14 protein-coding genes are annotated in these 19382 nt (G+C 65.4%); 7 read left to right on the top strand and 7 right to left on the bottom strand.

The features are described 5' to 3' along the window. Positions 1–9 precede the first annotated feature (9 nt). Together AC1MHZ_RS13640 and AC1MHZ_RS13635 are read left to right on the top strand one after the other, a co-directional pair. Positions 10–756, top strand: a complete 747-nt coding sequence (locus AC1MHZ_RS13640; RefSeq protein ID WP_084857932.1) for an SDR family NAD(P)-dependent oxidoreductase — start codon at positions 10–12, stop codon at positions 754–756. Between the two features lie 66 nt (positions 757–822). Then, a complete protein-coding gene (locus AC1MHZ_RS13635) occupies positions 823–2394 on the top strand; it encodes a FadD3 family acyl-CoA ligase (RefSeq protein WP_324813411.1) in 1572 nt (523 codons plus the stop codon). A gap of 102 nt (positions 2395–2496) precedes the next feature. Here AC1MHZ_RS13635 and AC1MHZ_RS13630 read toward each other — a convergent pair whose 3' ends face one another. Continuing rightward, entirely contained in the window at positions 2497–3375 is an 879-nt protein-coding gene (locus AC1MHZ_RS13630; RefSeq protein WP_084857930.1) for an SDR family NAD(P)-dependent oxidoreductase, read from the bottom strand. Positions 3376–3377: 2 nt separating this feature from the next. Then, on the bottom strand, positions 3378–5111 hold the full coding sequence (locus AC1MHZ_RS13625; RefSeq protein WP_482966494.1) for an FAD-binding protein: 1734 nt from the start codon (positions 5109–5111) through the stop codon (positions 3378–3380). A 287-nt stretch (positions 5112–5398) separates the two neighbouring features. On the opposite strand from AC1MHZ_RS13625, the gene AC1MHZ_RS13620 reads away from it, so the two are divergent. Together AC1MHZ_RS13620 and AC1MHZ_RS13615 are read left to right on the top strand one after the other, a co-directional pair. Next, on the top strand, positions 5399–6934 hold the full coding sequence (locus AC1MHZ_RS13620) for a DUF1302 domain-containing protein (RefSeq protein WP_482966493.1): 1536 nt from the start codon (positions 5399–5401) through the stop codon (positions 6932–6934). Between the two features lie 23 nt (positions 6935–6957). Further along, positions 6958–8340 (top strand): DUF1329 domain-containing protein, encoded by a 1383-nt coding sequence (locus AC1MHZ_RS13615; protein ID WP_084857927.1) that lies wholly within the window; start codon positions 6958–6960, stop codon positions 8338–8340. A 177-nt stretch (positions 8341–8517) separates the two neighbouring features. Here the strand turns inward: AC1MHZ_RS13615 and AC1MHZ_RS13610 are convergent, their stop codons facing one another. The 5 genes from AC1MHZ_RS13610 to AC1MHZ_RS13590 all read right to left on the bottom strand — a co-directional run bounded on the left by AC1MHZ_RS13610 (position 8518) and on the right by AC1MHZ_RS13590 (position 15560). After that, on the bottom strand, positions 8518–9483 hold the full coding sequence (locus AC1MHZ_RS13610; RefSeq protein ID WP_084857926.1) for an acetyltransferase: 966 nt from the start codon (positions 9481–9483) through the stop codon (positions 8518–8520). A gap of 10 nt (positions 9484–9493) precedes the next feature. Then, positions 9494–10282: an SDR family oxidoreductase gene (locus AC1MHZ_RS13605; RefSeq protein WP_084857925.1), complete on the bottom strand. Its 789-nt coding sequence runs from the start codon at positions 10280–10282 to the stop codon at positions 9494–9496. 24 nt (positions 10283–10306) lie between these two features. Then, positions 10307–11479, bottom strand: a complete 1173-nt coding sequence (locus tag AC1MHZ_RS13600) for a sulfotransferase family protein (protein ID WP_084857924.1) — start codon at positions 11477–11479, stop codon at positions 10307–10309. Beyond that, positions 11479–12588, bottom strand: coding sequence for a DUF1214 domain-containing protein (locus tag AC1MHZ_RS13595; protein WP_482966492.1), 1110 nt, complete (start codon positions 12586–12588; stop codon positions 11479–11481). Before AC1MHZ_RS13595 ends, AC1MHZ_RS13600 begins: the two co-directional genes overlap by 1 nt. 176 nt (positions 12589–12764) lie before the next feature. Then, entirely contained in the window at positions 12765–15560 is a 2796-nt protein-coding gene (locus tag AC1MHZ_RS13590; protein ID WP_482966491.1) for an RHS repeat-associated core domain-containing protein, read from the bottom strand. A gap of 340 nt (positions 15561–15900) precedes the next feature. Here AC1MHZ_RS13590 and AC1MHZ_RS13585 point away from each other — a divergent pair, with 340 nt between their 5' ends. The 3 genes from AC1MHZ_RS13585 (at position 15901) to cysN (ending at position 19271) form a co-directional block, all read left to right on the top strand. Next, positions 15901–16371 carry an SRPBCC domain-containing protein gene (locus AC1MHZ_RS13585; RefSeq protein WP_324817840.1) on the top strand — a complete coding sequence of 157 codons (471 nt, stop codon included), beginning with the start codon at positions 15901–15903 and terminating at the stop codon, positions 16369–16371. Between the two features lie 93 nt (positions 16372–16464). Continuing rightward, positions 16465–17379, top strand: coding sequence for a sulfate adenylyltransferase subunit CysD (gene cysD, locus AC1MHZ_RS13580; RefSeq protein ID WP_301178462.1), 915 nt, complete (start codon positions 16465–16467; stop codon positions 17377–17379). Continuing rightward, positions 17379–19271, top strand: a complete 1893-nt coding sequence (cysN, locus tag AC1MHZ_RS13575) for a sulfate adenylyltransferase subunit CysN (RefSeq protein ID WP_482966490.1) — start codon at positions 17379–17381, stop codon at positions 19269–19271. Before cysD ends, cysN begins: the two co-directional genes overlap by 1 nt. Positions 19272–19382 lie beyond the last annotated feature (111 nt).

The raw sequence follows: 19382 nt of genomic DNA, 5'->3' as shown, positions 1-19382 counted from the left end.
GGCTCGAATATGGCTCGTTTGCAAAACAAGGTCGCAGTGGTCACCGGCGGTGCGTCGGGCATCGGCCTGGCCTGCGTGCGTCGTTTCAGCGCCGAAGGCGCCCAGGTGGTCGGGCTGGATGTCGGCCAGCCGCCAGCGGACTTCCCCGGCCTGTTCATGACCCTGGATGTCCGTAACGAAGAGCAGGTACAGCAGGTGATGAGCGAAGTCATCCAGCGCTTCGGCCGCCTCGACGTGTTGGTCAATGCCGCCGGCGTCGCCAGCCAGGGCAGCGTCACCAGCGCCAGCACCGCCGACTGGCAGCGGGTGCTGGACATCAACCTGACCGGCAGCATGCTCACCAGCAAGCATGTGCTGGGGCAGATGCAGGCACAGCGCAGCGGCTCGATCATCAATATCGGCTCGATCTTCGGCCTGCAGGGCTGCGACGGCAACGTCGCCTACAACGTCTCCAAGGGCGGCATCAACCAGCTGACCCGCAGCATGGCCATCGACTATGGCCACGCCAACATCCGCGTCAACGGCCTGTGCCCCGGCCTGATCGAAACGCCGATGACCAGCATGGTGCGTGAACAGCAGGCATTCCATGACTTCTTCGCCTCGCAGCACATGCTCAGCCGCTCCGGCCAGCCTGAGGAAGTGGCCAATGTCGCACTGTTCCTGGCCTCGGACGAAGCCTCGTTCGTCAGTGGGCAGATGATCGCCGTGGATGGCGGCTTCTCCGCCGGCCGCCGCTTCGCCCCGCCCAGCGCCTGATCCACTCGGCCGGGCCGGTGCCCGGCTCTCCCCTTCGTTCATCGATCCTCTGCCTGAGGAGGCCACATGCCGTCCGTGGAAAACGCCCAGACCTTCCCGCAACTGTTCGCCCTGGCCGCCCAGGCCTATGGCGAGCGCCCGGCCATCGAAGACGCCGGCCCGCCCATCAGCTACCAGCGCCTGGACCAGCTGCGCCGCCAGGCGGCGCGCGCCCTGCTGGCCCTGGACGTGCCGGTGGCGGCGCGGGTGGCGGTGTGGGCGCCCAACCTTTGGGAATGGATCGTCGCCACCGGTGCCCTACACAGTGTCGGCGCTACCCTGGTGCCGCTCAATACCCGCATGAAAGGCGCCGAGGCGGCCCAGGTGCTGCGTGACAGCGGCACGTGCGTACTGTTCTGCATCAGCCGCTTCCTCGACACCGACTACCCGGCCTCGCTCGCCGACCAGGCGCTGCCAGCGCTGCGTCAGGTGATCCACCTGCGCCCCCAGGGCGAGGTGGCCGACGGCCTGGCCTGGGACGACTTCCTCGCCCTCGCGGAGCTGGTGAGCGAGGCCCAGCTGGCCGAGCGTGAACAGCAGGTGAACGGCGATACCCTGTCGGACCTGCTGTTCACCTCCGGCACCTCGGGCAAGCCCAAGGGCGTGATGAGCAGCCATGGCCAGAACCTGCAGGTGGTGCGCGACTGGAGCGCGATCGTCGGGCTGCAGGCCGGGGACCGCTACCTGATCGTCAACCCGTTCTTCCATTCCTTTGGCTACAAGGCCGGCTGGGTGGCAGCGCTGATGCGCGGGTGCACCCTCCTGCCGCAGCAGGTGTTCGACACCCAGGCCCTGCTCGACTGCATCCAGCGCGAACGCATCAACGTGCTGCCCGGCCCGCCTACCTTGTACCAGTCGCTGCTGGCCCACCCCCGGCGCGGCGACTATGACCTGGGCTCCCTGCGTATCGCCGTGACCGGCGCGGCATCGATCCCGGTGGAGATGATCCGGCGCATGGGCAGCGAGCTGGGCTTCGCCACCATCGTCACCGCCTATGGCCTGACCGAGGCCTGTGGCTTCGTCACCATCTGCCGTGCCGGCGACAGCGCCGAGCGGGTGGCCACCACCTGCGGGCGAGCCATGCCGGACGTGGAAGTGCGCTGCGTCGACTCGCAGGGGCAGCCAGTGCCGGCCAACCAGCCGGGCGAAGTGCTGGTACGCGGCTACAACCTGATGCGCGGCTACCTGGACGACCCGAAGGCCACCGCCGAGGCGATCGACGCCCAGGGGTGGTTGCATACCGGGGACGTGGGCGTGCTCGATGAAGGCGGCTACCTGCGCATCACCGATCGCCTGAAGGACATGTTCATCACCGGTGGGTTCAACGTGTACCCCGCGGAGATCGAGCAGACGCTGGTGCGCTACCCGGGCGTGGCCCAGGCGGCGGTGATCGGGATTGCCGACGAGCGCCTGGGCGAAGTGGCCATGGCGTTTCTGTTGCCGGTGCCGGGGCAGCGTATCGACGAGGCGGTATTCCTGGCCTGGTGCCGTGAGCAGATGGCCAACTACAAGGTACCGCGGCGGGTTCGAGTGCTCGACCGCATGCCGCTCAATGCCACCGGGAAGGTGGCCAAGCAGGTGTTGCGCGAACTGGCGTGAATGGCTGGGGGCGCTTCGCGGCACAAGGCCGCTCCTACAGGGACAGCGCGATACCTTGTAGGAGCGGCCTTGTGCCGCGAAAGGGCTGCAAGGCAGCCCCGGCTAGATAACCCGTGCCGGATGCTGCTGGCGTGGCTCACCCAGCATGGCCCGGTGCGATGGCGGCTGACGCCCGCCCGCCTCGGTGATGCCATAGCGCGGGGCGATCTCGGCGGTGATCAGCGTCTGCCCGCTGTAGTCGGCCAATTGCGGATCGTTGAGCAAGGCATGAATCACGCGCCCGTTGAACTGCGGCGTCTCGGCATTTTCCAGGAACGCCCGGTACTGCTCGCCATGCTGCTCGCCGGCGATGCGCGTGCGTTCGGTCAGTTGCGGGCCCAGCCACAGCGACACCGCGGCGACCCCTCGCCCTTCGAAGTCGATGGCCATGTCCGCCGCCAGCTTGTCGCTGCCGGCCTTCTGCGCACCATAGGCCGGGCCATGCATGTAGCAGCCGGCACCGAACGACGAAGTGAAGCACACCAGCGCGCGCCCGCTGCGCAGCAGCAGGGGCGCCGCGTGGTAGCTGGCGACATAGGCCGAGCGCAGGCCGACATCGAGGATGCGCACCAGCGACAGGGGCTTTTCCCAGAACGGGCCCGGCTCGATCAACTGGTCGTGGATATGGGCGACGTTGTTCACCAGCAGGTCCAGCTTCCCGTATTCGCGGTCGATGCGCGCGAACAGCGCGCGGACCTGCTCATCGTCACCGTGATCGCAGGCCACGGCGATACCACGCCCGCCGGCTGCGTCGATAGCGGCGGCGGTGCCCTGCAGGTCGCCTTCCAACGCCTGGCCATAGAGGGTTGAACCGCCCTGCCCTTGCAGCCTTCCGGTGACATACACGGTCATGCCGGCCTCGCCCAGGGCCAGGGCGATACCGCGCCCGACCCCTCGGCTGGCGCCGGTTACCAGGGCAATCTGTGGCGTATCTGTCTGCATGCTTACCTCCCGGTGAGGGCCAGGGTCGATGGCCCCTGGCGTTGTTGGCTGTCGGCACGGATATGCTCGGCCGCCAGGTAACCAAAGGTCATGGCAGGGCCCAAGGTGGCACCGGCCCCAGGGTAGGTACGACCCATCATCGACGCGGCGCTGTTGCCGATGGCATACAGGCCCAGGATCGGCTTGCCATCCTCGTGCAACACCTGGGCATGGGCGTTGGTGAGCAGGCCGCCCTTGGTGCCGATGTCACCGGCATCCACCCGCACCGCGTAGAACGGCGCCTTGTGCAGCGGCGCCAGGCACGGGTTGGGTTGCACGCTGGGGTCGCCGTAGTAGCGGTCGAACAGCGACTCGCCCTTGCCGAAGTCATCGTCGCGGCCACAGGCAGCCATGGCGTTGAAGCGCGCCACGGTGCGGCCAAGGCCCGCACCGTCGACCCCGATCAGCGCCGCCAGGGCACCGAGGTCGTCGGCCTTGTACAACACCTTGCGCAGGTGCTCGGGCAGGCGCCAGTCGGGTTGGGCATAACCTGGCAGCAACGGGCCGCAGGGGTACTTGCGCCGGTAGTCGGCATCGAACACCAGCCAGCACGGCACGCTGGTGGCGCCTTCGCGATTGTGCCGGTACATGGCGTAGACGATGTCGCTGTAGGGCGCCCCTTCGTTGACGAAACGCTCGCCGGCCGAATCGACCAGAATGCAGCCAGGCAGGTTGCGCTCGATGAACAGCGCGCGCTGTTTTTCCTCGCCCGGCACCTGCACCGTAGGCGCCCACCAGCTGTGCCCCATCAGTGCCGTACCCGCCCCTACGGCCTGGGCGGCGCGGATGCCATCGCCGGTGTTGCACGGTGGCGTTGCGCTCCACTGGGCCTGGGAGGGTTGCGGGTGGTACTGCGAGCGCATCGCCTGGTTACGCTCGAACCCGCCGGCGGCGATGATCACACCTTGGCGGGCCTTGATGTTCAGCCATTGCCCGTCACGCAGCACGCGGGCACCGCCGATACGTTCACCGACGATCAGCAATTGCTCGAGCGGGCAGTTCAGCCACAGCGGCACACCACGGTCGAGCAGGGAGCAGCGCAGGGCACCGACCAGGGCGTTGCCCAGGGTCAGGAAGCGGTCACGCCGCGACAGCTTGCGCCCTTCCCGGTCACGCCAGTAGCGCCACAGCACCTTGGCAGTCAGGCCCAGCCAGCCCTTGCCGCGGCATAGCAGCACTCGAGCTTCCTTCATGGTCATGGCCATGCGGCCCATCATCAGGGTGCCGGGCGATGGCGCGCGCATGCGCAGGAACTCCTCGCCCAGGGCGGCGGCGTCGAACGGCAGCGGGTCCATGGAGCGGTAGCCGGGCTTGCCGCCCGGCAGGTCGGGGTAGTAGTCGGTGTACTGGGCCTGGGCTTCGAAGCGCACGCGGGTGTCGCGTTCGAGGTACTCGACCATGTGCCTGGCATGCTCGACATAGGCCTCGATCCGCCCATCGTCGATCTCGCCGTGAGTGGCCGCCTTGAGGTAGGCCACCGCCTCGGCCGGGCAGTCTTCACCGCCCAGGGCGCGGATGCGGTGGTTGTCGGGAATCCAGATACCGCCGCCGGAGACGGCCGACGTACCGCCATACTGCTCGCTCTTCTCGATCAACAGCGTATCGAGGCCCAGGTCATGGGCACGTAGGGCGGCGGTCATGCCGCCGGCCCCCGACCCGATCACCAGCACATCGCAACATTCGTCCCACCTGATCATGCGGACCTCCCTCGGGGCAGACAACCACGGCCCACGCCGAAAAGGCGGCCGGGGCATGGGCCTGGGGATTGTCCGGCGCCCCCTGTGACCCGGCATCGTCCAATGGGACTACCGGGTCAGGGGCTGCTACGCGTAGTCCACTTGGACGATGTTGCTGCCTGGGCGGCGTCCCATAGTCGGCCCTGCTCCACCTCCCAAAACCGGAACGTCGGTCGGGCAGGTAATGCCCGCGCATGAGGACGACAATGATAAAAACAACAATCGCCCCCCAACCCCTTAACACGTACGTGCGCCTTTCCCTGTTGCTGTTGGCCGGCGGCCTCAGCCAGCAGGCCAGTGCCTTGTCCTTCCAGCCCAGCGACGACCTGAGCGTGGACTGGGATACCACCCTGACCTACAGCCTTGCCTGGCGTACCGAGAAGCGCGACCACAAGCTGGTGGCCAACGCCGATGGCAACGACGGTGACAACGCATTCGACCGGGGCAGCCTGATCACCGACCGGGTGGGCTTCCTTACCGAGGCCAACCTGCACTGGCGCGAGAACTATGGCCTGTTCATGCGCGCCTCGGGCTTCTATGACCGCGTCTATGACCGTGGCAACGACAACGACACCGGTACCTCCAACTGCTTCGCCAGCGGCGTGTGCAGCCGCCCCGACCGCTTCTCCAAGGACACCATCGACCAGCACCGCGACGACCTGCGCCTGCTCGATGCCTATGCCTACGGCACCTGGGACATGGCCGGGCACAACCTGAACCTGCGCGTGGGCGACCAGGTGGTGAGCTGGGGTGAAAGCCTGTTCTACCCCGGCGTCTCCGGCGCGCAGAGCCCGGTGGATGCGACCAAGGCGACCACCCCGGGTGTGGAGGTCAAGGAAGTGCTGCTGCCGGTGGGCCAGGTCTTCGGCCAGCTGAGCCTCACCGACGAGCTGGATGTGGAGGCCTACTACCAGTACAAGTGGGAGAAGACCGACCTGTTCGGCGTGGGTAGCTACTTCTCCACCACCGACTTCATAGACCGCGGCGGCTACAGCGACGCCAGCGGCTTCGTCAAGCGCCTGAAGGACGACGAGCCCAGCGACAGCGGCCAGTACGGCCTGGCGCTGCGCTACAGCGCGGCCTCGCTGAACAACACCGAGTTCGGCCTGTACTACGTGCGCTACCACGACAAGACCCCGACCCTGGACTTCCAGAGCGACCTGGGCTTCTACCGCGCCCGCTATTTCGACAACATCGACCTGTACGGCGTGAGCTTCGCCACCGTGCTGGGCGACACCAGCCTGGCCGGGGAAGTGAGCTACCGCGATGGCCAGCCGGTGATGGTCGACAACGGCTTCTCCAGCGCCGTCAGGGCCGAGACCTTGCAGGCACAGGTGTCGGCGATCCATGTGTTCGGCCCCAGCGCCTTCGCCGACAACACCACCCTGACCGGCGAGCTGATCTACAACACCGTGCTCACCAACGACACCTCCGACCCGCTGACCCTGGCGCCCGGCTTCTCCCTGCCCGGCACCGACTCGCTGGTGGGCGACCGTGATGCCTGGGGCTACACGGTGCAGGTCAACCTTGACTACAACGACGTGTTCAGTGGCTGGGACATGTCGGTGCCGATCAACTTCAGCACCGCCGCCCAGCACGACAGCGCCCTGACCGGCTCGATCAATTACGGCCAGGGCGACGACCGCGCCAGCATCGGCACCACCTGGCGCTACCTCGGCAACTTCACGGTCGAGGCGCTGTACAGCGCGTACCTGGGCAATGCCAACAACTCGCCCTGGGCCGACCGCGACAACATCGCGCTCAACTTCAAGTACCGCTTCTAAAGCCCTGACGGAGGATCACCGAAATGTCTGATCTCAAGCATCCCTGGTTGCGTACCACGCTCGCGATCGCCCTGCTCGGCAGCAGCCTGGCCCTGCAGGCCAATGTCAGTGGCACTGACGCCACGACCCTGGGTCCGGACCTGACCCCGATGGGCGCCGAGCGTGCCGGCAACGCCGACGGCAGCATCCCGGCCTGGACCGGCAAATGGCGCGGCACCCCGCCCCAGGTGAAGTTCGCCGGCCCCGGCACGCCCTACCCGGACCCGTATGCCGACGAAAAGCCGCTGTTCGTCATCACCGCCCAGAACATGGAGCAGTACGCCGCCAACCTCACCGATGGCCAGAAGGCGCTGTTCAAGCGCTACCCGAACTCGTTCAAGATGCCGGTCTACCCCAGCCACCGGGATTTCCGCGTCGACCCACAGACCGAGGCGGCCATCGCCCGCAACGCCCAGACCGCCAAGCTCAGCAGCGATGGCAACGATGCCCTGGATGCCTTCGGCGCTTCGCCGTTCCCGGTGCCCAAGAACGGCAACGAGTTGATCCTCAACCACACCATGCAGGCACGCGCGATCACCGAGGAGGCCAACTACAACCAGGTGGTGGTGTACGCCGACAACAACCGTGTGTTGGAGAAGGTCAACTACAAGATCTACTCACTGTGGTCGGACCCCAAGCAAAACGCGCAGAGCACCAACGGCGTGTTCACCGACTTCCTGCTCACCACGCTGGAGCCGGTGCGCAAGAAAGGCGAGATCGTGGTCGGCCATGAGTTCATCAACGCAGCTGCCCAGCCGCGCCAAGCCTGGCAGTACACCCCTGGCCAGCGCCGTGTGCGCCGTGCGCCGACGGTGGGCTATGACTCCCCGACCGGCGCCGGTGGTTTCCGCGTCTATGACGAAGACCGCCTGTTCAACGGTGCGACCGACCGTTACGACTGGAAGATCGTCGGCAAGAAAGAGGTCTACATCCCCTACAACAACTACAAGATCGACAGCCCGAACGTGACCCAGGCCGAAATCATCAATGCCGCCGGCCACATCAACCCGGACCTGATGCGCTACGAGAAGCACCGTGTCTGGGTGCTGCAGGCAACCCTCAAGCCGAGCGCCCGACATATCTATGCCAAGCGCATGTTCTACATCGACGAGGACAGCTGGGCTGCGACCCTGGCGGACAACTACGACTCCCGTGGCCAGCTGTGGCGCACCAACATGCAGACGTCGGTGTATGCCTATGACATCCAGCGCTTCCATGCACGCCTGGGGCTGTACCACGACTTGATCGCAGGCTCCTATATGGTTGACCGCCTGCTCGACGACCAGAAGCCGGCCAAGCTCAACGCCAGCAACTTCGGGCCCGACGAGTTCACCCCGGGCAACCTGCGTAAGCTGGGTACGCGCTAAACCTCCCACGCCAAGCCCCCGGCCCAAAAAGCCGGGGGCTTTCTTTTATCTTGAGCGCCTCGGGCTGCGTTGCAGCCCTCCGGCAATTTCCAAGCGATCGCCCAACCGAATAAAAACGCCCCAGGCTTGCCGGCCCGGGGCGTTCTTGTTTCAAGGGCTTTACGCCCAAAGCCTGGCTCAACCGGGGTAACACGCCACCAACCGATCCGCCAGCTCAGGCAGTTGCTCCACGCCCAGCCGATTGATGCCAGCGGCACGAACCCGCCCACCACCGCCAGGGAACTGCCGGCAGAATGCATCGGCCGACCACACCGCACCTTCCGGCACCCGCAGGCTGAACATCCAATCGCCATCGGGCTTGGCACTCAACATCCCCAGTGCACGCCCAGGCGCGGCAGCGGCAAGGTCGTTGGCCAGCACGCCGCTGACCCGACGGGCCCACGCCTGTGCCGGCAGGCGGTACAGGCGCATGCCGGCTCCCTCGCGCCAAGGCGACAACCCCTGGGCGGCGGCCATGTCGGCCGCATAGCCTGCGCGCAACACCGCGAAACACTCGCTGCTGCGCACGAAGTCCAACGGGTCGGCATAGGGACGCAATTGCTCGGCCAGGAGCAGCGGTTCGACATGCAAATCGGCAAGGCTGTCGCCATAGGCGTTGTAATTGAGTAACCGGCCCAGCTCCGCCAGGGCCGCGACATCCGCCTCGACCAAGCCATGGCGCTCGGCCAGGGCCCTGGCCGGCCCCGGCATGCCATCGCCAAACGCCGCGACCACCGCCCAACGGTGCGCCCTGCCCTGCAACCAGGCATCGACCAGCAGGCTGGTGCACACGTGCGCGGCAGTGTCGATGTGCGCCTCGAAGGCTGGATGCTGGGGCAGTTCACCCGGATAGTGGTGGTCGAAGTAGCGCACCTGGGCACCATCGGCGAGCAGGCGCTGGACATCTTCGCGGTTCTGTTCGTGGGCAATGTCCAGTACGGTCACTCGGTCGCCAGGCCCGGCCTGGACCCGTCGCAGCAGTGCGATGTCGCGCTTGACCCCGCTGACCAGACGTACCGCCGGGTCGAGCTCACCGGCCAGGCGCAGTTGCTGCAGGGCGCACAGGCCGTCGGCGTCGCCATTGAAAGCACAATGATCGATCATGGCGTTGCCCTCAGTTCATCAGTTCGCCGCCATTGGCATCGAGCTGCGCACCGTTGATCGCGCTGGCGTAATCCGATGCCAGGAACAGCGCCGCACGGGCGCATTCATCGTCGGTACGCATGCGCCCACCGGGGATGCCCGCGCTGAACTCGGCCTTGGCCTGCGCCTCGCTGATGCCCCGGGCTTCGGCGCTCTGGCGCACCACGGCCTGTACCGGCTCGCCCCACATCCAGCCACAGGCCAGGGCGTTGACGCGGATGCCGTGTACCGCCTGTTCGCTGGCCAGGTAGCGCACGCTGGCAGCCAGCGCAGCCTTGGATGCCGAATAGGCGGCGCCACCCTGGTAGGGCTTGCGCACGCCCAGGGTGTTGATCATCACGATGGCGCCCTCGCCCTGTTCGCGCATGGCCGGCAACACCGCCCGCGACATGTTCAGCGAACCCAGCAGGTTGACCTCCAGGGCCTCGCGCAGCGGCCCATTGTCGGCCTCGTCCACAGCCTGGAAGCCGCCATGGGAAAAGGCGCTGTTGACCAGTGCATCGATGCGCCCGAACGCCTCCACGGCAGCCTTGGCGAACTGCGCACAGGCCTCGCTGTCGGTGATGTCGGTCGGCACACACAACACCTGGCACTCATGGCCCAAGGCGAGAATACGGGCGCGGGCCTGCTCCAGCCGCTCGGCGCTGCGGGCGCCGATGGCCAGGGCGCGAGCGCCTTGGCGCGCCGCCTCCAGGGCCAGCTTGATACCCAGGCCCGGGCCTATCCCGGAGATCATCACGACCTTGTCTTGCAATAGCATGGTGGGTTCCTTCTTGTTGTTGTGTCAGGCATTGGCCCGCAGGTGACGGGAACGGTATTCGGCGTAGTCGCGCTGCAGGATGGCCTCGCTCAGGCCAAAGCGCTCAGGGCTGTACTGGTGGCTGGCGCGCTTTTCGCGGCCATTGTCGGCCAGCCAACGAACGATCGCGTCACGTACCGTGGCGCTCAGCTGCAGGCCGGCGAACCGGTAGATGCGTTCGACCACCGCCAACGGCTGGCCCACGGTGTCCTCGAAATGGATATCCAGCACCCGTGCTTCGGGCAGGGTTTCGCGCACGGCCATGGCATGGCGCATGGCACGCGCCATGCGGCGGTTCCACTGCTCGCCCACAGCCTCGGCGTCGGCATGGTCGCTGTACAGCTGCCACAGGGTATGGATGAAGCTGGCCAACGACGGGATGGTGCTGGCCGGCTCGCGGTGGGTGAGGATCACCTGGGCGCCGGGGAACACCTTGAACAAAAGCTCCAGGGCATGCAGGTGCTGCGGGCTCTTGAGCAACCAGCGCCGGCCTGGGGCGACGCCCCGCAGCCGCTGCTGCCATTGCAGGAACTGCAGGCAGCGTTTGAGGTAGTGGTAGACCTGGGTCTGGTCCTGACGGTCGAGCCAGGCGGTGTAGCTGGGCACGTTGACGTAGGAGTCCATGGCGCACAGGAAGCTGTGCTCCATCAACATGAACTCTTCGTCGGCCTGCTCGGCGTCCAGCGGGTGGATGGCCAGCAACTGCGGCAGGAACTCGACCATCGACGCCACTTCGGCGCGCGCCTTCAGAATGCGCGCCTCGGGGCGGGCGGGGTCTTCGCCGGGCAGTGGCGCCGGGTAGCGGGTCTCCCACCACAGGGCCTTGTTGAACTGCGGGTCGACCGCCAGGGTACGTTGCAACAAGGTGGTGCCGGTGCGCGGCAGGCCGACGATCACCAAGGGGTCGTCGATGGGCTGCTCGAGGATCTGCGGGTAACGCGTGCAATGGTCTTCCACGACCAGGCGGTTGACCAGTTGCGCCAGCAACTTTTCACGCAGCATCCCCCGCCCGGCCACGGACAACCGGGCCTCGTGCTCCAGCGCCTCGGCCAACACCGCCAGGCCTTCACGGAAGTTGCCCGGGCCAAAGTCCTGCAGGCCACCGGCACGGGCACTGGCCTCGGCCATCAGGCGTTCTGGGGCGAATTCACTGATCATCAGGCAAGCTCCTCGAGTTCATGTAGCTTCACGACACGGGTGCTGGGATGTACTGGGGTTTTCGCGCCGACCCAGCGCAGGCACAGGGTGCCGTGGGGGTGGCCGGCGGTTTCCAGCCAGTTCGCAAGGCCTGGGTCGCGGGCGCTGAGCACCATGCGCAAACCGCCGTCGGCGTCCAGTTGCGCTGAATGTTTGTTCAGACAGATGCGGTGGTAGCGGTAGTCCAACGACTCCATCCAGTAGTTGTTGATCTGCAGGTTCCAGAAATCGCAATCGGGTACCTGCTCCACCTCGATCAGCAAAGCTTCGTCGTCGGCCAGGGCCCAGTAGGAGTGGTAGTAGAAGATGTTCGGGTCGCCGCCCACCGATTGGCACAGTGGCTGATCAGCCGGCGGCAGTTGGTTGGCATGGGCCTGGTAGCCCTGGGCCCAGTCAGCGAACAGGCGCGCGGTGTTCTCGACGAACGAGGCGGCGCGTTGCAGGCCTTGCTGCAACAAGGCCGGGTCCAGGGGCGGTGGAGCCTGGTCGGCATCCAGGCGTTCGATACGCATCTGTGCCGGTTGCTCGGTGGTGCGATCGAGGAAGGTCTGGCGCACGATCAGGGCGTTGCTTTCCGGCTCCAGGCGCAACCAATTGCCTGTGCCCTGCGGGTGCTGGCTGAGGATGATCTCGAAGGTGCCATCGGCGTCCAGCTGCAACTGGCTGGCATCGATGAAGCCGGTCTGGATCATTTTGCCGTTGGTCTCGTAGCCGCCCTTCTGGGTCCCGAAGCTCAAATAGGCGACGCTGCCGCGCTGTCCGCTGACCCGATAGCGCTGGGCACCGTTCAGGCGAGCATAGCGGTACAGGTTATCCGGGTTGTCGGCGCCGATCTTGGCGGTTTCGTGGGAGGGGGTGATGAAGCCTGGGAAGTCCGGGTCGGCGAACTCCAGGTGCATTTCCAGGGCGATACGCAGCAGGCGCGTGAGGTAGCGAAAGCCCTCGGCACGGGTCTGCGCATCGGCAGGCGCCTCGGCGCGCAGGATCTGCTCGCCGCTGCGCCTTAACTGCTCGCAGAAATGGTTCCAGGTTGCGCCGCTGCATACCTGCTCGGTGGGGTCGATGGCCATGATGGTCTCCGTGGGGGCGGGATGCCGCCGGTGGGGAGACCATAGAAATCGCGACCATCGAGTACTACGTCCGAGCGGACTAAAATGTGCGGCCCGGAAAAATCATTACAAGGGGCCCGCATGACCATATAGATATGCGTTGGCCTGAACGCGGGCCTATAGGTCAGCGCCTGTTATCACGTGGAGCGCAATGCCTTGCCGTTCCTCATGTCAGCCGCTTGCTGGCCAGCGGCGACCATTGCCCCGCCGAAATTGAAAAGCGCCCCTATCACACGATCCTCGAGGGGAGATTCATCGAATAGCCAACCAAAACTCGACGAGAGGAACGCTGTTGCATTACTGATTTCACCCTTCTGAACTGCTCGCGTAAGTTGAACGTATTGATCGCGCTTGGTCGGGGAAATATCGCGGGCATCGTTACTCGCCAAATTATTATTGACCATGGCTACGGCGGACGTGAACGTTTCAAGTGCGCTATTGGAGTCAATCTGCAACGCGAGCTCATGACGGTTCGGCACTTCCTCGGGTCGCATCGGCCGAGATCCAGGTATCAGCGAGTTCATTGCGGTTTTGGCGAACCTGGACAGTAGTCCGCCCGCAGTGACGGGGTCGCTGGGTATCGACACGTCGGTACCATTACGCATGACAACGACAGGGGGGGCCTGAAGATCGGGTTGCTTGCCAGCGCTACTTGTTACGTTTCTGAAGCGCGACTGGCCTGGCTCAAGCGAGGTGGGGCGTACCGCGTCCGTTCTTTGCTCTGTGTTATCCAACGTTTTGGCAGTGTGAGGTGTTGGCAGAGACTTCTGGTAATCCAAGGCGTAGCGCCAGGGTCTGAAATTCGTAGTGGCGGGCTGTTGCACAGGCGGCTGCGGCGTCGCGCTTTGTTGACCATGATCGGGCCGCTGGTTCGTGTTCTTCTTCGTCAAGCCGCGCTCATCTATAAGAGTCGATGGGTTATTGCCCACCATCTTGAACAGATTCAACCCGTCCACCGTACCGGCCGGATCCGCGCTCAACCAGCGCCCCGCCCAAGGCTGGTAATAGCGATAGCCGTAGTAGTACAGGCCTGTGGCATCTCGCTCCTTGCCTGAATAGCGCACGGTCTTGTAACTCGCCTCGATTTCATTACGCGCAACCCATACCGCCGTGCCGCCAAAGGGGTAGTACTCTTCCTGGCTGATCAGGTTGCCGGCGCCATCGACTTCCAGTGCGCTGCTGCCCAGCAGGTTGTCGTAGCTGTAGCGCAGTTGGTCGTTCGGTAGGTCGTCGGGTTTTCCTGCCGCCCAGTGCAGTACCCGCACTTGCGCACGACCGGCCTGCCCGACCGTCATCACCTGCAGGTCCTGGGTGAGTGTGTTGCCGTTGGTGTGGGTACGCAGCTCCAGCCCTGGCAGGTAAGTCACCCGCTGGGCCTGGGTGCTGCGGGCTGTTCGCTGGGTGCTGGCTTTCAGCACGCGCTGGCTACGGCTGTCATAACGGTAGCTTTCGCGGTCGTCCGTAGCACCTTCGCGCTTCACCGACACGACCTGCTCGAGCTCGGCACGCATGGTCCAGGCCAGGGGTTGCCCCGGCAACAGCACGGCCTGCTGCCCGCCCGGAGTGAACAGTGCCTCGACAGCCGACGGGTCCTGGGCCAGCGTACTCAGCACGGCCCGGTTGCTGCGGTCGCTGACGATGATGTCGGTGGTGTAGTTGTGGTTCGTGGCAGGGGCGCTGTGGCGGATCTGCAGCAGGTTGCCTGCGGTGTCGTAGCGGTACGTGCGGGTGTATGGAGTGTAGGTGGTGCTGTCGAAGGGGGTGACGTGCGGGAGGTGGCGACCTGGTTGGCCGGCGTTGGCCATTTCGCGGCCCGTGGCACTGGCCAGTTGGTAGAGGCTGTCGTAGCTGTAGGTGTTTTCCGGCACCACTTTCTGGTTGCGCCAAAAGCGGGTGGCCTCGGCGTCGTTGCGGATCTTCAGCACATTGCCCACCGGGTCGTAGGCATAGCGCAGTTCCTGCAGCACCTTCGCGCCAGTGCCCTGGCGCTCGGTCTTGATCGACGACAGGCGCTGGGTGTCGGGCTCGTAGGTGTAGGTGGTCACCACACCGTTGCCATGCACCTCGCGCAGCTTCTGTCCGGCGGCGGCATAACTTACGGACCGGACGATGGCCTGCTCGGCCTTGCCCGCGATCGTCAACCAGCTGCCACTGAGCTGGCCGGCCACGTCGTAGGCCACCCGTTGCAGGTTGCCTGCGGCATCCAGGGTCGTCAGCATCGCGCCCGTGGCGTCTGCCGTGGTCTGGGTCGTATAGGCCTCGGAGGCCAGTCGAGTGTCCCATTCCGCCGCCTCTTCGCCCCGCCAGTCGGCGGCGATATCAGGATGGTCGGCATCCTTGAGCAGCTGCCGGGTCGTTGAGATCGGCACACCCGTCAGGGCAACGCTGTTCGCCTGCACCAGCCCCGCCGGGTCGTAATGGCGGGTCACCTGCCCGAGCAGATTATGGTCCCGTGCCTGTTGCGTAACCGGTGCCCAGACGAACCGCTCGGCAATCCGCGCCTCGCTGTCGGCCACCTGCTCCGTCACGCCCAGCGGTCGGCCGGCCTGGGACGGGGCCTCGTACTGCCAGGTACGGGTAACCGCCTGGCTCAGGTCGTCGTTACCCCCTTCGTCGGTAGCAATCTGAGCCACCTCCATGAAAGGGCGCCCGGCGGCATCCCTGAGGGTTATCGAAGTGCCCGCATCGACACTGCGGGTGCGCAAGGCCGTCCCGGCGAGGTCCGACAGATAGGTGAAGTTTGCCCGGCCAGCCATCGCCAGCCGAGAATCGGCACTGCGTGCCAGGACGCCTCGGGCGTCGTGTTGGTGATGGGTGATACGTTCGTCCGTCACCTCAGGTTTATCTGGCTGACGGTAATAATCGATAGTGCGTACAACCAAGCCACGATTATCGACAACCGTGACGGACGGGGTATTACGAAAAGACAACATGGAAAGCAACTCCTGTTAATGACTATTTCCTGCGCCGCTAGTAATTCACAAACAACAAAGCCGGCGCAGCACGCCAAAAACAGCGAGCCGCGTAGGAAGCATATAAATCAAACAGCGATAATTACCGTCCCAAAAAACTTCTCACACCCCAAGTAAAAAGTTCTGCCACTTACTTACAAGCAGGAAGTAAAAAGTACTAACACCCAGACGACCAACCCAATACTCCCCTTATCCAAACGGACGAAGAACCCAAAGCGCCAACCGACCACGATGCCTCGTTGGGCCACACGGCTCCCCTGCGCCACGCCTCGGCGTGGGGCCACCCTACGAGGAATCATCGATGACAACCGACAAGAACCTGGTTCGCTCCGTCACCGTGGACATCGCCGCCCCCGCCGAGCTGGTCTGGTCGATCCTGGTCGACCTGCCTAACTACCCGCAGTGGAACCCCTACACGGTCAAGGTCGAATCCACCCTGCGCCTGGGCGAGCCGGTCAACCTGTTCCTGCCCAACCCGGCCGCGCCCGGTGAGCTGCTGCATGTGGTCGAGTACCTGGTGGACTTCGAGCCACACCGCCTGCTCGCCTGGGAAATGCGCTCGAGCGCCAGCGACCCGGACGCGGCCCGCCGCGAACAACTGATCGAACGCACCGGCCCGAACAGCTGCCGCTACCACACCACCGACCAGTTCCTCGGCCCCACCGCCGACGCGGTCATGGCCAACCATGGGGCGTGGGTCAAGCAGGGCTTCGATGCCGTGGCCCTGGCCGTGAAGGCCCGTGCCGAGTCGCTGCACGCCACCGCGGCCTGATGTTGGCACCACCGCCGCACTTCGTCCGAGCAGACGAAGAGGCGCCGGTGGTGCATTGCCTACCTTGGCGTCAACCGGGCCCGTACCCGGAAGATCACGAGGAGGTATCCGATGTTGACTCATCTGCAATGGCTGGAGGCCGAGAGCATCCAGATCATCCGCGAAGTGGTAGCCGAGTGTGAGCACCCGGTGATGCTCTATTCCATCGGCAAGGACAGCGCGGTGATGCTGCACCTGGCGATGAAGGCCTTCGCCCCGGGCAAGCCGCCCTTCCCCCTGCTGCACGTGGACACCACCTGGAAATTCCGCGAGATGATCGCCTTCCGCGACCAGACCGCCGAGCGCCTGGGCCTGGAGCTGCTGGTGCACATCAACCCCGAAGGTGTGGAAAAAGCCATCGACCCCTTCACCCACGGTTCGGCCCTGCACACCGACGTGTGGAAGACCCAGGGCCTGAAGCAGGCGCTGGACAAATACGGCTTCGATGCCGCCTTCGGCGGTGCCCGCCGCGACGAGGAAAAATCCCGTGCCAAGGAGCGCGTGTTCTCCCTGCGCTCCGAACAGCACCGCTGGGACCCCAAGCAACAGCGCCCGGAGCTGTGGCGCCTGTACAACACGCGCAAGCGCAAGGGCGAGAGCCTGCGGGTGTTTCCGCTGTCGAACTGGACCGAGCTGGACATCTGGCAATACATCTACCTGGAGCAGATCCCTATCGTGCCCCTGTACTTCGCCAAGGAGCGCCCGGTGGTGGAGCGCGACGGCACCCTGATCATGGTCGACGACCAGCGCCTGCCGCTGCGTGACGGCGAAACCCCCGAGATGCGCAAGGTGCGCTTCCGCACCCTGGGCTGCTACCCGCTCACCGGCGCCATCGACAGCGACGCCGACGACCTGCCGGCGATCATCGGCGAGATGCTGGTCAGCCGCACCTCGGAACGCCAGGGCCGGCTGATCGACAGCGACTCGGCCGGCTCCATGGAGAAGAAGAAACAAGAGGGGTACTTCTGATGAACGCGATCACCCACGCCCGGCACGACGACCTGACCGCGTACCTGCAGGCACAACAGCACAAACAACTGCTGCGCTTCATCACCTGCGGCAGCGTCGACGACGGCAAGAGCACCTTGATCGGGCGCCTGCTGTACGAGTCCAAGGTGCTGTTCGAAGACCAGCTCGGCCAGCTCGAAGCCGACTCGAAAAAACTCGGCACCCAAGGCGAGGACCTGGACTTCGCCCTGTTGGTGGACGGCCTGGCCGCCGAGCGCGAGCAAGGCATTACCATCGACGTGGCGTACCGTTTCTTCGCCACGGAGAAACGCAAGTTCATCGTTGCCGATACGCCCGGCCACGAACAGTACACCCGCAACATGGTCACCGGCGCCTCCACCGCCGACTTGGCGGTGATCCTGGTAGACGCCCGCCAAGGCCTGCTGACCCAGACCCGCCGGCACAGTTACCTGGTGTCGCTGCTGGGGATCCGCAAGGTGGTGCTGGCGGTCAACAAGCTCGACCTGATGGGTTACTCGCAGGAGGTGTTCCAGCGCATCGAGGCCGACTACCGTGCCTTCGCCGCGCAGATCGGCCTGGACGACATCCAGTGCATTCCACTCTCTGCGCTACGCGGCGACAACATGCTCAGCGCCAGCCCCAACACCCCTTGGTACACAGGCCCGAGCCTGCTCGCCTACCTGGAAGACGTGCCGCTGGAGCAGGCCCACGCCAGCCAGGCGGCGTTCCGCCTGCCGGTGCAGTGGGTCAACCGCCCCAATCTGGACTTTCGTGGCTACTCGGGCAACATCGCCGCCGGCAGCATCAGCGTCGGCGAACGCATCCGTGTGCTGCCCTCGGGCCAGCAGAGCGAAGTCACCGACATTCTCGGCGCCAGCGGCCCGCAGCAGCGCGCCGAGTGCGGCCAGGCCGTGACCTTGGTGCTCAAGGACGAGATCGACATCAGCCGCGGCGACCTGATCGCCCTGGCCGACGCCCCGCCCGCAGTGGCCGACCAGTTCGAAGCCACTTTGGTGTGGATGGACGAAGAGCCGTTGCTGCCCGGACGCCCGTACCTGATGAAGATCGGCTGCCGCACCGTGGGCATGAGCTGCGCCAACCTCAAGCACCGCGTGGACGTGAACAGCCTCGACCAGCTCGCCGCCAAGACCCTCGAGCTCAACGACATCGGCGTATGCAACCTGAACCTGGACCGCCCGATCGCCTTCGATGCCTATGCCGACAACCGCGACACCGGCGGTTTCATCGTCATCGACCGCCTGAGCAACCGCACCGTCGGCGCCGGCATGCTGCACTTCGCCCTGCGCCGGGCGCAGAACGTGCATTGGCAGGCCATCGACGTCAACCGCGAGGCCCACGCCGCGCTCAAGGGCCAGGCTCCGCGGGTGCTGTGGTTCACCGGCCTCTCGGGCGCCGGCAAGTCGACCATCGCCAACCTGGTGGAGCGCAAGCTGCATGCGCTGGGCAAGCACACCTACCTGCTCGATGGCGACAACGTGCGCCACGGCCTGAACCGCGACCTGGGCTTCACCGAGGCCGACCGGGTGGAGAACATCCGCCGCGTGGCCGAAGTGGCCAGGCTGATGCTCGATGCCGGTTTGATCACCCTGGTCTCGTTCATCTCGCCGTTCCGCGCCGAACGCGACATGGCCCGGAGCTTGGCCGGGGAAGGCAACTTCCTGGAGATTTTCATCGACGCGCCGTTGGCCCTGGCCGAGCAGCGCGACCCCAAGGGGTTGTACCAGAAGGCCCGCCGGGGTGAGCTGAAGAACTTCACCGGGATCGACTCGCCGTACGAGCCGCCGGTGAATCCAGAGCTGCATATCGATACCCAGAGGGAGACGGCGGAGGCGGCGGCCGAGCGGATCGTCGAGGCGTTGCTGCGCCTTTGAGCAAAGCCAGAACAGGCCCTATCGCCGGCAAGCCGGCTCCCACAAGGTGCTGCATGCACGAACGGGGTGGGAGCCGGCTTGCCGGCGATTGGACCAACGCAAGTTTCATGC

It is taken from the genome of Pseudomonas sp. FA-1 (assembly GCF_056856075.1).
This window is presented reverse-complemented; position numbering and strand designations above follow the sequence as displayed.

Excerpts from the sequence above, each read along its gene's own strand:
- AC1MHZ_RS13640 (WP_084857932.1), top strand. The coding sequence starts at position 10 with ATGGCTCGTTTGCAAAACAAGGTCGCAGTGGTCACCGGCGGTGCGTCG.
- AC1MHZ_RS13635 (WP_324813411.1), top strand. The coding sequence starts at position 823 with ATGCCGTCCGTGGAAAACGCCCAGACCTTCCCGCAACTGTTCGCCCTG.
- AC1MHZ_RS13630 (WP_084857930.1), bottom strand. The coding sequence starts at position 3,375 with ATGCAGACAGATACGCCACAGATTGCCCTGGTAACCGGCGCCAGCCGA.
- AC1MHZ_RS13625 (WP_482966494.1), bottom strand. The coding sequence starts at position 5,111 with ATGATCAGGTGGGACGAATGTTGCGATGTGCTGGTGATCGGGTCGGGG.
- AC1MHZ_RS13615 (WP_084857927.1), top strand. The coding sequence starts at position 6,958 with ATGTCTGATCTCAAGCATCCCTGGTTGCGTACCACGCTCGCGATCGCC.
- AC1MHZ_RS13610 (WP_084857926.1), bottom strand. The coding sequence starts at position 9,483 with ATGATCGATCATTGTGCTTTCAATGGCGACGCCGACGGCCTGTGCGCC.
- AC1MHZ_RS13605 (WP_084857925.1), bottom strand. The coding sequence starts at position 10,282 with ATGCTATTGCAAGACAAGGTCGTGATGATCTCCGGGATAGGCCCGGGC.
- AC1MHZ_RS13600 (WP_084857924.1), bottom strand. The coding sequence starts at position 11,479 with ATGATCAGTGAATTCGCCCCAGAACGCCTGATGGCCGAGGCCAGTGCC.
- AC1MHZ_RS13595 (WP_482966492.1), bottom strand. The coding sequence starts at position 12,588 with ATGGCCATCGACCCCACCGAGCAGGTATGCAGCGGCGCAACCTGGAAC.
- AC1MHZ_RS13590 (WP_482966491.1), bottom strand. The coding sequence starts at position 15,560 with ATGTTGTCTTTTCGTAATACCCCGTCCGTCACGGTTGTCGATAATCGT.
- AC1MHZ_RS13585 (WP_324817840.1), top strand. The coding sequence starts at position 15,901 with ATGACAACCGACAAGAACCTGGTTCGCTCCGTCACCGTGGACATCGCC.
- cysN (WP_482966490.1), top strand. The coding sequence starts at position 17,379 with ATGAACGCGATCACCCACGCCCGGCACGACGACCTGACCGCGTACCTG.